We start from the raw sequence: 13,046 nt of genomic DNA, 5'->3' as shown, positions 1-13,046 counted from the left end.
GGCTTTGACCGTCGACTCTTCCTTCGAAAGTTGATCTTGCGTTACTCACAGTCGAAAGAACAAAGCGCCGAGCTGCTGCGCATCGTGCTGGCGCGTATGGGTCAGCATGATGCGGCCTTCAACCCACTGACTTACACCGTCTGGTTTGAGTACGCCGCTGGCAGCAACAACCGCTTGAACCACGCCATGGACCTGCTGATGCGCGGTGGTCGCCGACTCACCGACGATGACCTGTTGATGTTGTACCAGGCCCATGTGGCGGACCTGGACCCGCAGGCGATGCAGCGCATTGGCAACGAGTTGCAGAAAGTCATGACCACCCTGGCCGATGCGGCAGGCAGCACCGGCAACAGCGCCGACCAGTTCAGTGCGCAGCTCGACACCCTGGCCGCCAATTTGCAAACGCTCAACAACACACTCACGGCACCGATGGTGCTTCAGGTGATCGAGAGCACGGCGCGGATGCGCAGCTCAGCCCATGCGCTGGAGTCGGATGTCAAGGGCAGCCAGAGCGAAATCCAGCGCCTGCAGAACGAACTCAACCGGGTGCGCGACGAGTCGCTGATCGACACGCTGACCCAGGTGCTCAACCGCAAAGGCTTCGACCAGAAACTGGCCGCCATGCTGGCACGGCCAGCCAGCGAGGCGCATCAGCATGGCCTGATCATGTTTGACATTGACCATTTCAAGGCCGTCAACGACACCCATGGCCACCTCAAGGGTGACCGTGTGTTGCAGGCCGTGGGGGAGGTGTTCAAAACTTGTCTCCCGCCGGGAGGAACGCTGAGTGTGGCGCGTTACGGTGGTGAGGAGTTTGCCGTGCTGGTGCCCGACACCACCTTGGAGGAATGCCTCAAGGTGGCAGAGCAGGTGCGCGCACGCACCAAGGCACTGAAAATCCGTGATCGGCGTACCCAGGCGTTGGTGTTGACGGTCACGATGTCCGGCGGCGTGGCCCTGGCCCAGCCCGAGGATGACACACACAGCCTGACGGCTCGCGCTGACGCTGCGCTGTACCGGTCCAAGCAGGACGGGCGCGACCGAATCACCTGCGCGTGAGCGGGCCCGCTGCGCTGGCGGCTGGCGCGGCGGATGCAGCCGACGCACCCGATGTGGCCCCACTGGCCGCACCCGCTGCCTGAGAGGCTACCGAACTGGCGGCCAAGGCGGCGGCGTTAGGCAGGCCTGAAACGCTGGCCAGGAGCACCTCACTTGCCAGTCGTGGTTTGCCAATCGGCGCGGTGGCCTGACCGCGGCTGACGGCCGCCAGGTCTTCTTCGCTGGGGTATTGCCCAAGCAGCCAGTAGTCAAATACACGCCTGGCGATGGGGGCCGCCGCTGTGGAGCCAAAACCTGCATTTTCAACAATCAAGGCCAGCGCAATTTTGGGGTCATCGGCCGGTGCAAAAGCGACGTACAGGCCGTGGTCGCGTTTGCGCTCTTCCATGCGAATGGCGCTGTATTTTTCGTTCTTGCCAAGCGACACGGCTTGCGCCGTGCCGGTTTTGCCACCACTGACGTAGCTGGCACCGGCAAACACACGTGAGGAGGTGCCTTCTTGTGCCACACCCACCATGGCCTGCCGGATGATGTCCACATGTTCCGGCTTGAACCCCAGGTTCACCACCGGATCAGCCGCCAGCGGCGTCTCGACCCGGGTGTGGGCATCTTGTGTGGCAATCACCAGCTTGGGTTTGTGTTTGAGGCCCCCATTGACCAAAGTGGCGGTGGCCTGCGCCAACTGCAGCATGGTGAAGCTGTTGTACCCCTGGCCAATGCCCAGGGAAATGGTTTCACCCGCGTACCACTTTTTCTGCTCAGGGCGTTTGTAGTAGCCGCGTTTCCAGGCCTGGCTGGGCAACACCCCCCGCACTTCTCCGTGGATGTCAATGCCGGTGATCTGGCCAAAGCCCAGCGGGGCCATGAAATCATGGATGGCATCCACACCGAGCTCATTGGCCAGGGAGTAGAAATAAGCGTTGCTGGAGTAGAGGATGGCGCGGTGCATGTCCATGATGCCGGTGCGATCATTCTCAGGACTGCCGAAGCGGTGGCCGCCAAACATATAGAAGCCTGGGTCGTTGACCAGCGTGCTGGCATTGCGTTTGCCGGTGCTCAAGGCGGCTAGCGCCATGAAGGGTTTGTAGGTGGAGCCCGGTGGGTAGGTGCCGCGCAAGGCCCGGTTGAGCAGCGGTTTGTCAATCGACTCGTTGAGCAAAGCCCAGTTGTCCTGGTCGATGCCTTCCACAAACAGGTTCGGATCGAAGGTGGGTTTGCTGACAAAGGCCAAAACCTCACCGGTTTTGGGGTCCAGCGCCACCAGCGCCCCACGGCGATCGCCATAGAGGTCTTCGATGAGTTTTTGTAACTTGATATCGATCGACAGCTTGATGGTGTTGCCGGGTGTGGAAGGCTGGCTGGTCAGGCGCCGGGTGGCGCGCCCACCGGCCGAGGTTTCCATCGAATCGACGCCGGTGATGCCGTGTAACTGTGGCTCAAAACTCTGCTCCACACCGAGTTTGCCGATGTAGTCGGTGCCACGGTAGTTGGCCGGGTCTTCGGAGCTTTCCAGCTCCTCTTTCTCCGTCGCGTTGATGCGCCCGATGTAACCGATCACATGGCTGGCCAGCGCACCATACGGGTAGTTGCGAAACAGGCGGGCTTTGATGTCCACCCCCGGGAAGCGGTAGCGTTGTGCGCCAAAGCGGGCTACCTCTTCGTCGGTGAGTCGGCTGCGCAGTGGCAAGGACTCGAAACTGCGGGCCTCTTCGCGCAGTTTTTTGAAGCGTTTGCGATCCCGCGGTGTGATGTCAATCACCTTGGCCAGATCGTCGATGGTCTGCTCCAGGTTGGCCACCTTTGCCGGCGTGACTTCCAGGGTGTAGGCCGAATAGTTGGTCGCCAACACCACCCCGTTGCGGTCCAGAATCAGGCCCCGGTTGGGCACGATCGGCACGATGGCGGTGCGGTTGTTCTCCGCTTGCGCCAGCAGATCCTCGTGGCGTGTGACCTGCAGATACACCAGCCGTGCCGCCACCAGGCTGAAACACCCCACCACCACGATACTGGCCACCAGCACCCGCAGGCGAAAACGAGACAGCTCGGCCTGAACGTTGCGGATCACCGTCATGGTTTACAGCGGCCGGTTGTCATCACGGTCGGGCGCCTGGCGCTGCGGCAGCAACAGCAACACACTCACCACTGGCCACAACAAGACCTCAATCAGCGGGGACAACACCACCGACCAACCGGGGAAATACTCCCCGGTCAGCAGCCGGATGATCAAGGTCAGTGCGTGTGCGGCGGCAAACAGCGGCAGCAGTTGCAGCGCCTGACTCGGTACCGAGAACCACAAAATCCGCCGGTGAATGCCAATGGCCAGAAAACTCAGTGCGCTGTAGGCCAGGGCATGTTGCCCCAGCAGTGCGCTTTGGTGGACATCCATCGCCAGACCCAGTAAAAAGGCCGCCCCCACACCCACCCGCTGGGGCTGGTGAATGGCCCAGAACACCAGAATCAGTGCCAGCAAATCCGGCAGCCAGGCGGCGCGCCCCCATAGCCCCATGTTTTGCAGCATGTTCAGCGCCAGCGCCGTGATCAGGCTGCCCCAGATGAACCAGGGATTGGCCGGCAACAACAACTGTTGGCCACGCGGCATCATCATGGTTTGCCCCCTTTGGCTTTGGCCGAAGGCAGGCTGACCGTGGGCTCGGGCCGTGCCAGCATCTGCCCGGTCAGGGGTTGCAACACCAGCACATGCAGGCTGCCAGCGGTTGCGGCCACCGGGATGCAGCGCACCCGTGCAAAGGCAGAATCTGCGCCACGCTCGATTTTGTCCACCCGTGCCACTTGCAGCCCAGGGGGGTAGACGCCGTCCACACCACTGGTGGTTAACAGGTCACCGGCTTGCAGGTCCACATTGGCGTCCAGAAAACGCAGCTCCAGTGAACCTTTGCCCGGGGTGTCATCACCAAAAGCCAGGGCGCGCAGACCGGTACGGGCGTTGAGCACCGGAATGGCCTGGTTGCGGTCTGTGATCAAGGTGACTTCACTGACCAATGGGTAAACACGTGTGACCTGGCCCAGCACACCCAGCTCGTCCAGCACCGGTGAGCCCGTCTGTACCGCCGCCAGGGCGCCTTTGTCAATGATGACCTTGCGGCTAAATGGATCGGCGGCGTCATACAGAACCTGCGCCGCCAGGGCGGGTGTGTTGACACGGTCACGCAAGCCCAGCAGTGCGCGCAATCGGGCGTTTTCCTGACTGAGTTGTTCCACCTGTTGGGCACGTTGGGATTGCAGGCCCAATTGGTATTGGGCCGCCGCTTCATTGGCCTGGGAGGTGGTTAGCGAATCAAAATATTTGCCACCGTCACGCGTCCAGATCACCGGCTGCAGCATGGCCCATTGCAAGGGATAGATGACCGTGGCAATCGCTGCACGAACCGGTTTGATGATGCTGAAACGGTTGTCTGCCACCATCATCAGCACCGCCAGTACACCAAAAAAAACCAACTTGGACAGGGCCGACGGCCCTTGCCGGAAGAATGGCGGCGGTGATCTGTCCAGCGTACCCAGTGGCATCGCTGACTCCCGGTGTTTATTCGCTGGTGAAAATGGAGCCCAGACGTTCCATCTGGTCCAGCGCAATGCCGCAGCCGCGCACCACGCAGGTCAGCGGGTCTTCGGCCACCAGCACAGGCAGGCCGGTTTCTTCGGCCAGCAGGCGGTCCAGGTCACGCAGCAGGGCGCCGCCACCGGTGAGCATCATGCCGCGGTCGGCAATGTCGGCACCAAGTTCCGGTGGGGTTTGTTCCAGCGCATTCTTGACCGCCGAAACGATGTTGTTGATCGGGTCGGTCAAGGCCTCGAGGATTTCATTGCTGGAAATCGTGAAGCTGCGTGGCACACCTTCAGACAGGTTGCGCCCGCGCACTTCCATCTCACGGACTTCGCTGCCGGGGAAGGCTGAGCCAATACTTTTCTTGATGGATTCGGCAGTGGGTTCACCAATCAGCATGCCGTAGTTGCGGCGGATGTAGTTGATGATGGCCTCGTCAAACTTGTCGCCACCCACGCGCACGCTGCCCTTGTAGACCATGCCGCCCAGCGAAATCACGCCCACCTCGGTGGTGCCGCCGCCAATGTCGACCACCATCGAGCCGCTGGCCTCAGACACCGGCAAACCTGCGCCAATGGCCGCTGCCATGGGTTCTTCGATCAGGTACACATCACTGGCACCGGCGCCCAGCGCACTTTCGCGGATGGCGCGGCGCTCGACCTGGGTGGAGCCGCAGGGCACACAAATGATGATGCGCGGGCTGGGCCGAAACACCGAACGCGGGTGCACCATCTTGATAAATTGTTTGAGCATCTGCTCTGTGACGGTGAAGTCGGCGATCACGCCGTCTTTCATCGGGCGGATCGCCTCGATGTTTCCAGGCACCTTGCCCAGCATGGCCTTGGCTTCCTTGCCCACCGCTTGGATGGTTTTTTTGCCTTGGGGGCCACCTTCGTGGCGGATCGCCACCACCGAGGGTTCGTCCAGCACAATACCCTTGTCACGTACGTAAATCAGGGTGTTGGCGGTGCCCAGGTCAATGGCGAGGTCAGTGGAGAAATACTGACGGAATGCTCCAAACATGAATCGGTCCTCTCGGGTACAAACAGCACTTCGGCTCGCTTGTCACCCTGTAATGTGTTCAAAATGGTGGGTTTTCGGCAATAAACCATGCCGTTTTGGACTGTTGCCCAAAGACGGGATAATACCCTATCACCCCCGCACAAGCCGTGCCCAGGGGCTGCTGAAACCCTGATTTACACCCTGTTGCAACCAAAATAAAGCCATGTCTCTGACCCTTGCTGATATTGACCGCCTGGCGCATCTGGCGCGGCTTGGTCTCCAACCCGATGAACGCACCCGCTTGTGCTCCCAACTCAACGATTTTTTCGGCGTGGTTGAAAAAATGCGATTGGTGGACACCGCAGGGGTGGTGCCACTGGCGCACCCGGTGGATGTGGCCGGCGACATGGCGCTGCGCCTGCGTGATGATGTGGTGAGTGAGCCCAACCAGCGCGACGCCAACCAGAAGAGTGCACCTGCGGTCGAGTCCGGCCTGTTCCTGGTGCCCAAGGTCATCGAATAAGCCAAGCCCATTTTTATCATGACGCAATCTACCGATCTTCACGATCTGACCGTGGCCGAACTGGCCAGCGCGCTGCGTGACCGCAAGGTCTCTGCGGTCGAAACCGCGCAGCATTTCCTGGCGCGTGCACAGTCACACGCCGATCTGGGTGCTTTTCTGGACACCAACAGCGATGTCACACTGCGCCAAGCCCGCACTGCTGATGAACGGCTGGCCGCTGGGACGGCAGGTGTCCTCGAAGGTGTGCCGATGGCGCACAAGGACATTTTTGTCACCCGTGATTTCGCCACCACGGCGGGCTCGCGCATGCTGGACGGTTACCACTCACCGTTTGACGCCACGGTGGTGTCACGGCTGGCCGACACCGGTGTTGTCACTCTGGGCAAGCTCAACTGCGACGAGTTTGCCATGGGCTCGGCCAACGAAAACTCGGCCTTTGGCCCGGTGAAAAACCCCTGGGACATCACCCGCACGCCGGGCGGCTCCTCCGGTGGCAGCGCCGCAGCGGTCGCTGCGCGCTTGGCGCCAGCCGCCACCGGCACTGACACCGGCGGCTCGATCCGCCAGCCCGCTTCGTTTTGTGGCATCACCGGCATCAAGCCAACGTATGGCCGCGCCTCGCGTTACGGCATGGTGGCTTTTGCCTCCAGCCTGGATCAGGCCGGTGTGTTGGCGCGCAGCGCGCAGGACTGTGCCCTGGTGCTCTCGAGCATGTGCGGGCCGGACCCGGAGCGGGATTCGACCTCGCTGGATGTGCCTGCCGAGGATTTCACCCGCACGCTGGCGGAGCCGATCAAGGGCCTGCGCATTGGTGTACCCGCCGAGTTTTTTGGTGAAGGCCTGGCACCGGATGTGCGTGCTGCAGTGGACGCCGCGCTGAAAGAATACGAGGCGCTGGGCGCCCGGCTGGTGCCGATTTCGCTGCCGCGCACCGAGCTGTCGATTCCGGTCTACTACATCATTGCGCCGGCCGAGGCGTCGAGCAACCTGAGCCGTTTTGACGGGGTGAAGTTTGGCCACCGCGCCAAAGACTTCAAAGACCTCAACGACATGTACGAACAGACCCGCGCCGAAGGGTTTGGTGACGAGGTCAAACGCCGCATCATGATCGGTACCTATGTGCTGAGTCACGGTTATTACGACGCCTATTACCTGCAGGCGCAGAAGATCCGCCGCATGATTGCCGACGATTTCCAGCAGGCCTTCCAGCAGTGCGACGTGATCGCCGGGCCGGTGGCACCGACGGTGGCTTGGGCACTGGGTGGCCACGGCAACGATCCGCTGGCCGACTACCTGGCCGACATCTTCACCTTGCCAGCCTCGCTGGCGGGTTTGCCCGGCATGAGCCTGCCGGTCGGTTTTGGCGCAGGCAACCTGCCTGTTGGTTTGCAGCTGATTGGCAACCACCTGAGCGAATCACGCCTGCTCAATGTGGCACACCGCTTCCAGCAGGCCACCGACTGGCATATCCGCCGCCCGCAAGGCATCTGAGAAAAAACCATGACTGATACAAAATATGTAGCGCAAAAGTCCCTGCTGGTAAGGGGTTATGAGGTTGTGATTGGTTTCGAGACCCACGCCCAGCTGTCCACCAGGTCCAAAATCTTCAGCCGCGCGGCCACGGCCTTTGGCGCTGAACCCAACACCCAAGCCTGTGCGGTGGATCTAGCCCTGCCAGGCACGTTGCCGGTGATGAACAAAGGCGCGGTCGAGCGGGCTATTGAGCTTGGCCTGGCGCTGGGCTCGCACATTGCACCACGCAGCATTTTTGCCCGCAAGAACTACTTCTACCCCGACCTGCCCAAGGGTTACCAGATCAGCCAGTTCGAGATCCCGGTGGTTCAGGGCGGCTTGGTCGAGTTTTATTTGGGTGACGAGAAGAAATCGGTGCGCCTGGTGCGCGCCCATCTCGAAGAAGACGCGGGCAAGTCCTTGCACGAGGACTTCATTGGCCAGACCGGCATTGACCTGAACCGCGCCGGCACACCGCTGCTGGAGATCGTCACCGAGCCCGACATGCGCTCCACAGCTGAGGCGGTCGCCTACGCCAAGGAGCTGCACAAGATCGTCACCTGGATTGGCATCTGCGACGGCAACATGCAAGAAGGCAGTTTTCGCTGTGACGCCAATGTGTCGGTGCGCAAGCCCGGTGAACCGCTGGGCACCCGGCGCGAGATCAAGAACCTCAACAGCTTCAAGTTCATGCAACAGGCGATCGACTACGAGATCCGCTGGCAGATCGACGAAATTGAGGATGGCCGTGCCATCCAGCAGGCTACCGTGTTGTTTAACCCTGACACTGGTGAAACCCGCGCCATGCGCAGCAAGGAAGACGCTGCCGACTACCGCTATTTCCCCGACCCGGATTTGCCACCGCTGGTGATTGCCCCCGAGTGGGTGGAGCGTGTTCGCGTCGGCATGACCGAGTTGCCACGTGTGATGGCGGCACGTTTTGTCAAAGACCACGGTTTATCGGATTACGATGCCACAGCCCTGACCCAGAGCAGAGAGGTTGCTAGCTATTTTGAAGCGGCTACTGCTGCTTGCGGCCAGCCCAAGCTGGTCGGCAACTGGATCATGGGTGAGATCTCGCGGCGTCTGAATGCCGCTGAATCTGACATCAGCGCCTGCCCGGTTACACCCGCGCAGCTGGGGCAACTCGTGACGCGAATTCAGGATGGCACCATTTCCAACAATGCGGCCAAACAGGTGATGGATGTGCTGTGGGTCGACCCACACACCGAGGTGGATGCGGTGATTGAGGCCAAAGGCCTCAAACAAAGCAACGACACTGGTGCGCTGGAGAAGATTGTGGACACCGTGCTCGCCGCCAACCCGAAAAACGTGGACGAGTTCCGCGCGGGCAATGCCAAGGCGCTCAACGCGCTGGTGGGCCAGATCATGAAAGCGAGCCAAGGCAAGGCCAATCCGCAGCTGGTCAACGAGCTGCTGAAGAAAAAACTCGCCGCTTAGTCGGGTTTGGGCGCTGTGGCCAGTTGCCACAGCGGCATCAGGCGCTGCTGTTCGGCATCAAAGCGGGCGTTGACCCGCGTGATCTCGGCATCCTTGTCGGCCAGAAAACGCCCCTGCGCAGCCAGGGTCTGGTTGACCTCATCGATCTGGCGTTTGAGCCGCAGCGGCGCTCGGCTGGGGTCTTTGGCATAAAAGGCCATCTCATCCAACAGCTTGGTCTTTTGGGCCTGCAGGTCGGTGACCTGGACCTGCGCGGTTTGTTTGACGCGGTTGATGTGGTCCAGCGCGTTGGCCCGCTCCTGCTGGTGGGCGCTTTGGGTTGGGTAACGGACCAGCAGGGCGCGGTCGCGGCGTTTTTCTTCTTCCAGCAAAGCGCGTTGCGCTTGTTCGGCCTTCTCTTTGGCTTCCTGTTCGGCGTACTCCTTGGCGGTCAAGGTCGGGCCAACCCGGGTTTTGACGGTGCCACTCGGGTTGAGGATTTTTTGCTCGCGGTCGCGGCACTCTGCAATCGGGCGGTCCGAGGTCAGCTTGCGCCCCCGGGCATCCAGGCAGGTATAGATCTCAGGTGTGGGTAGCTGCGCCTGTACCGCCCCGTGGCCCAGCGCTGCCAACCAGCCCAGAACCAGGCCACCGGCTAGGCTGCCACCGCGCTGCCACCAGCCGGGTGCGTGGGTCATGCGCCATCGGCCCCGTAGCGTGCGCGGTAGGCAGCCACCCGTTCGTGGGCATCGGCTAGCCCGGGCACACGGTGGTGTTGCAGGTACTGCAGCAAATCGTTGAGTTTTGCCACTGAGCAGACTTGCAGACCGAGCTGGTTCTGCACATATTGCACCGCGCTGTGTTCGACGTCCTGGCCGTTTTCCGTGGCTTTTTCCTGGCGGTCCAGCGCGATCACCACCGCATGGGCGGTGGCGCCCGCCTGCTGGATCAGCGCGATGGACTCGCGCACGGCCGTACCCGCAGACATGACGTCGTCGACGATCAGCACCCGGCCCTGCAGTGGCGCACCCACCAGTGAGCCACCTTCGCCGTGGTCCTTGGCTTCCTTGCGGTTGTAGGCAAAAGGCACGTTGCGGCCCAAGCGCGCCAGCTCCACGGCCAGCACCGCACCCAGCGGAATGCCCTTGTAGGCGGGGCCAAAAATCATGTCGAATTCGATGCCGCTGCCCAATAGGCGCTGCGCATAGAATTGCGCCAATTTGCCCAGCTTGGCACCGTCGTCGAACAGGCCGGCATTGAAGAAGTAGGGGCTCAAGCGGCCGGCTTTGGTTTTGAATTCACCAAAGCGCAGCACGCCGCTGGCCACCGCAAACTGCACAAAGTCTTGTGCCAGACTGTCCTGGCCCGGGCTGGTACAGCTTTCGATTTCGACACACTCTGACATGGGGAATTCCTTGTTCAAATTGACCAGCCTGAACCTCAATGGTATTCGCTCCGCCACCAGCAAGGGCTTGGAGGCATGGATCGACAAAACCGCGCCTGATTGTATTTGTGTACAAGAGGTCAAGGCGCAGGCCCCCGACCTGGCCGACCGGTTTGAACACCTGGCGGGTTTGCCGGGCTACTTCCATCTGGCCGACAAAAAAGGGTACTCAGGCGTGGGCATCTACAGCCGCCAGGAACCCAGTGAGGTCATCGCCGGGTTTGATGGCGCCGAGTTTGATACCGAAGGGCGCTACCTGGAGCTGCGTTTTGACACACCCACGGCCCGGCGCTCCATCATCAGTTGTTACTTTCCCAGTGGTTCGTCGGGTGAGGAACGCCAGTTGGCCAAGTACCGATTTCTGGACCTGATCTACCCGCACCTGCAACAGCTCAAGGCGCAGCGTGAATTCATTGTCTGTAGTGATGTCAACATCGCCCACAAAGAGATTGACCTCAAAAACTGGAAGAGCAACCAGAAGAACTCCGGCTTTTTGCCTGAAGAGCGGGCCTGGATGACCAAGCTGCTCAGCGAAGGTGGCCTGGTGGACGTCTATCGGCAGTTGCACCCCACGACCACCGACGAGGCCTACACCTGGTGGAGCAACCGCGGCCAGGCTTATGCCAAAAATGTGGGGTGGCGGCTGGACTACCATCTGGCGACACCGCAACTGGCCGCCTGTGCCCATGCGGTGGCGATCTACAAGGCTGAGAAATTCTCGGATCACGCGCCAATTACTGTGGATTACGACTTTTAAAGCGTGTTATCGCTGTCAACTTGGTGCAATCTCCGGGCCCTAGAATCTTTGGGGCTTTTACTCACCAACCACCGGGGATCATCATGACAGCACGTCTCAGCAACAAGGTTTCCATCATCACTGGCGCTGCGCAGGGCATTGGCCTGGCCACCGCCATCAAGTTCGCCCAGGAAGGCGCCATCGTGATTGTTTGTGACGTCAAACAAGAGGCGGTGGACGAGGCTGTCGCTCAATGCCGCGCCTTGGGCGCCACCGCCGAAGGTTTTGTCATGGATGTGACCCAGCGCCCCGTGGTGGATGAGGTGGTGGCTCAGGTCAAGGCCAAGTTTGGCCGCATCGATGTGCTGGTCAACAACGCGGGCATCACCCAGGACGCGCGCCTGCAAAAAATGACCGAAGCGCAGTTTGACAAGGTGATCGACGTGAACCTGAAGGGTGTCTTCCATTGCACCCAGGCGGTGGCCGACGGCATGGTGGCTCAGGGCAGCGGCGTGATTCTGAACGCCAGCTCGGTGGTGGGCCTGTATGGCAACTTTGGCCAGACCAACTACGCCGCCACCAAATTTGGCGTGATCGGTTTCACCAAGACCTGGAGCCGCGAGCTCGGCCCCAAGGGTGTGCGCATCAATGCGGTGGCGCCTGGCTTCATCACCACCCCGATGGTGGCCGCCATGCCCGCTGAAGTGCTGGCCAAGATGGCCGAGAAGGTGGCCTCGCGCCGCCTGGGCAAACCTGAAGAAATCGCCAATGTCTACGCTTTCCTGGCCAGTGACGAAGCCAGCTACATCAATGGCGAAGTGATCGAAGTCTCGGGCGGCATCTCGCTGTAACAGACCTCGGCGGTGCCACAGCCAGCGTCAGTGTCGTGTGCACACCCCCGTCAACCCTGGCCGAATGCCACCTGGCCCAGAGCTGTGTGTTTTCTGGATGCCATTTTGCGCAAGTGTTGACGTGGTGCAAGGCGTTTCACGTGGCAAGGTGCAAGATGGCGGTTTTGAACTGACCTAACACCTATGGAACTGTTTTCTGCCACCTGGTGGTGGGCCCTGCTGGCCATTGTGCTGATTGATCTGGTGCTGGCCGGAGACAACGCGATCGTGATTGCGCTCGCAGCGCGCAATTTGCCCCCCCATCTGCAAAACCTGGCGGTGGTCTCTGGCACCGTTGGCGCGATTGCGGTGCGCGCGATGCTGGCATTTGGTACGGTCTGGTTGCTGCATATCCCGGGGCTGCTGTTGCTGGGCGGGCTTGGTCTGATCTGGGTGGCCTACCAGCTGCTGGCCGACGATACCGACGAGGCCTCGGCCGACCCGGTGGCCAACACCTTCTGGGCCGCCATGAAAACCATCATCGTGGCCGACGCGCTGATGGGTGTCGACAACGTGCTCGGGGTAGTGGGTGCGGCGCACGGCGCCTTGGAGCTGGTGGTCATTGGCCTGCTGCTCAGTGTGCCGATGGTGTTGTTTGGCAGTTCGCTGGTGCTCAGGCTGGTGCAGCGGTTTCCGCTGATTGTCCAGCTGGGTGGTGCGGTGCTGGCCTTGACCGCCGCCAAAATGATCGTGAGTGAGCCGGTGCTCAAGGACGTGTTTGGTCCTTTTCACGGTGACGTTGCGGCCGCCCCCTTGCAGACAGCGGCACGCTGGGTGGTGTATGTGCTGGTGGTGGTGGGTGTCCTGGTGTCCGGTTGGTGGAAAAAGCGCGGCGCCCAGGTCAGCCAGCAGCTGGTGGGTTAAACCCCTTTCGGCCG

Annotated in this window: 13 protein-coding genes; 7 read left to right on the top strand and 6 right to left on the bottom strand. The window is 61.1% G+C overall.

The features are described from left to right. Positions 1-36 precede the first annotated feature (36 nt). Complete coding sequence (locus FDG13_RS06520; RefSeq protein ID WP_180125997.1) at positions 37-1,059, top strand: GGDEF domain-containing protein; 1,023 nt, start codon at positions 37-39, stop codon at positions 1,057-1,059. On the opposite strand, the gene mrdA is transcribed toward FDG13_RS06520, so the two are convergent. Genes mrdA through FDG13_RS06500 form a run of 4 tightly spaced genes read right to left on the bottom strand, consistent with a single transcriptional unit; the run spans position 1,046 to position 5,644 of the window. Next, positions 1,046-3,130 (bottom strand): penicillin-binding protein 2, encoded by a 2,085-nt coding sequence (mrdA, locus tag FDG13_RS06515; RefSeq protein WP_180125996.1) that lies wholly within the window; start codon positions 3,128-3,130, stop codon positions 1,046-1,048. The two genes, FDG13_RS06520 and mrdA, sit on opposite strands and share 14 nt — an antisense overlap. A gap of 3 nt (positions 3,131-3,133) precedes the next feature. Then, positions 3,134-3,664, bottom strand: coding sequence for a rod shape-determining protein MreD (mreD, locus tag FDG13_RS06510; protein ID WP_180125995.1), 531 nt, complete (start codon positions 3,662-3,664; stop codon positions 3,134-3,136). Next, positions 3,661-4,584 carry a rod shape-determining protein MreC gene (mreC, locus tag FDG13_RS06505; RefSeq protein ID WP_180125994.1) on the bottom strand — a complete coding sequence of 308 codons (924 nt, stop codon included), beginning with the start codon at positions 4,582-4,584 and terminating at the stop codon, positions 3,661-3,663. The genes mreD and mreC overlap by 4 nt, the downstream gene beginning before the upstream one ends. 16 nt (positions 4,585-4,600) lie before the next feature. Beyond that, positions 4,601-5,644, bottom strand: a complete 1,044-nt coding sequence (locus tag FDG13_RS06500; RefSeq protein WP_180125993.1) for a rod shape-determining protein — start codon at positions 5,642-5,644, stop codon at positions 4,601-4,603. Between the two features lie 202 nt (positions 5,645-5,846). On the opposite strand from FDG13_RS06500, the gene gatC reads away from it, so the two are divergent. Genes gatC through gatB form a run of 3 tightly spaced genes read left to right on the top strand, consistent with a single transcriptional unit; the run spans position 5,847 to position 9,119 of the window. Then, a complete protein-coding gene (gene gatC, locus FDG13_RS06495; protein ID WP_180125992.1) occupies positions 5,847-6,146 on the top strand; it encodes an Asp-tRNA(Asn)/Glu-tRNA(Gln) amidotransferase subunit GatC in 300 nt (99 codons plus the stop codon). 18 nt (positions 6,147-6,164) lie between these two features. Next, positions 6,165-7,637 carry an Asp-tRNA(Asn)/Glu-tRNA(Gln) amidotransferase subunit GatA gene (gene gatA / locus FDG13_RS06490; RefSeq protein WP_180125991.1) on the top strand — a complete coding sequence of 491 codons (1,473 nt, stop codon included), beginning with the start codon at positions 6,165-6,167 and terminating at the stop codon, positions 7,635-7,637. A gap of 9 nt (positions 7,638-7,646) precedes the next feature. Continuing rightward, positions 7,647-9,119, top strand: coding sequence for an Asp-tRNA(Asn)/Glu-tRNA(Gln) amidotransferase subunit GatB (gene gatB, locus FDG13_RS06485; protein ID WP_180125990.1), 1,473 nt, complete (start codon positions 7,647-7,649; stop codon positions 9,117-9,119). Here gatB and FDG13_RS06480 read toward each other — a convergent pair. Together FDG13_RS06480 and pyrE are read right to left on the bottom strand one after the other, a co-directional pair. Next, a complete protein-coding gene (locus FDG13_RS06480; RefSeq protein WP_180125989.1) occupies positions 9,116-9,796 on the bottom strand; it encodes a DUF4124 domain-containing protein in 681 nt (226 codons plus the stop codon). The genes gatB and FDG13_RS06480 overlap by 4 nt on opposite strands. Continuing rightward, positions 9,793-10,503 carry an orotate phosphoribosyltransferase gene (pyrE, locus tag FDG13_RS06475; RefSeq protein ID WP_180125988.1) on the bottom strand — a complete coding sequence of 237 codons (711 nt, stop codon included), beginning with the start codon at positions 10,501-10,503 and terminating at the stop codon, positions 9,793-9,795. The genes FDG13_RS06480 and pyrE overlap by 4 nt, the downstream gene beginning before the upstream one ends. Before the next feature lie 10 nt (positions 10,504-10,513). Here pyrE and FDG13_RS06470 point away from each other — a divergent pair, with 10 nt between their 5' ends. The 3 genes from FDG13_RS06470 (at position 10,514) to FDG13_RS06460 (ending at position 13,032) form a co-directional block, all read left to right on the top strand. Continuing rightward, positions 10,514-11,299, top strand: coding sequence for an exodeoxyribonuclease III (locus tag FDG13_RS06470; RefSeq protein ID WP_180125987.1), 786 nt, complete (start codon positions 10,514-10,516; stop codon positions 11,297-11,299). An 83-nt stretch (positions 11,300-11,382) separates the two neighbouring features. Next, positions 11,383-12,129, top strand: coding sequence for a 3-oxoacyl-ACP reductase FabG (fabG, locus tag FDG13_RS06465; protein ID WP_180125986.1), 747 nt, complete (start codon positions 11,383-11,385; stop codon positions 12,127-12,129). 183 nt (positions 12,130-12,312) lie between these two features. Then, positions 12,313-13,032, top strand: coding sequence for a TerC family protein (locus tag FDG13_RS06460; RefSeq protein ID WP_180125985.1), 720 nt, complete (start codon positions 12,313-12,315; stop codon positions 13,030-13,032). Positions 13,033-13,046: the final 14 nt, after the last annotated feature.

It is taken from the genome of Rhodoferax sp. BLA1, assembly GCF_013416775.1.
GTDB lineage: Bacteria > Pseudomonadota > Gammaproteobacteria > Burkholderiales > Burkholderiaceae_C > Rhodoferax.
Note: the sequence above shows the minus strand (reverse complement) of the source record. Positions and strands in the feature narration are given on the sequence as shown.

What these genes read in the sequence shown, in the direction of transcription:
- mrdA (WP_180125996.1), bottom strand. Translation starts at nt 3,130, where the DNA reads ATGACGGTGATCCGCAACGTTCAGGCCGAGCTGTCTCGTTTTCGCCTG.
- mreD (WP_180125995.1), bottom strand. Translation starts at nt 3,664, where the DNA reads ATGATGATGCCGCGTGGCCAACAGTTGTTGTTGCCGGCCAATCCCTGG.
- mreC (WP_180125994.1), bottom strand. Translation starts at nt 4,584, where the DNA reads ATGCCACTGGGTACGCTGGACAGATCACCGCCGCCATTCTTCCGGCAA.
- FDG13_RS06500 (WP_180125993.1), bottom strand. Translation starts at nt 5,644, where the DNA reads ATGTTTGGAGCATTCCGTCAGTATTTCTCCACTGACCTCGCCATTGAC.
- gatC (WP_180125992.1), top strand. Translation starts at nt 5,847, where the DNA reads ATGTCTCTGACCCTTGCTGATATTGACCGCCTGGCGCATCTGGCGCGG.
- gatA (WP_180125991.1), top strand. Translation starts at nt 6,165, where the DNA reads ATGACGCAATCTACCGATCTTCACGATCTGACCGTGGCCGAACTGGCC.
- gatB (WP_180125990.1), top strand. Translation starts at nt 7,647, where the DNA reads ATGACTGATACAAAATATGTAGCGCAAAAGTCCCTGCTGGTAAGGGGT.
- FDG13_RS06480 (WP_180125989.1), bottom strand. Translation starts at nt 9,796, where the DNA reads ATGACCCACGCACCCGGCTGGTGGCAGCGCGGTGGCAGCCTAGCCGGT.
- pyrE (WP_180125988.1), bottom strand. Translation starts at nt 10,503, where the DNA reads ATGTCAGAGTGTGTCGAAATCGAAAGCTGTACCAGCCCGGGCCAGGAC.
- fabG (WP_180125986.1), top strand. Translation starts at nt 11,383, where the DNA reads ATGACAGCACGTCTCAGCAACAAGGTTTCCATCATCACTGGCGCTGCG.
- FDG13_RS06460 (WP_180125985.1), top strand. Translation starts at nt 12,313, where the DNA reads ATGGAACTGTTTTCTGCCACCTGGTGGTGGGCCCTGCTGGCCATTGTG.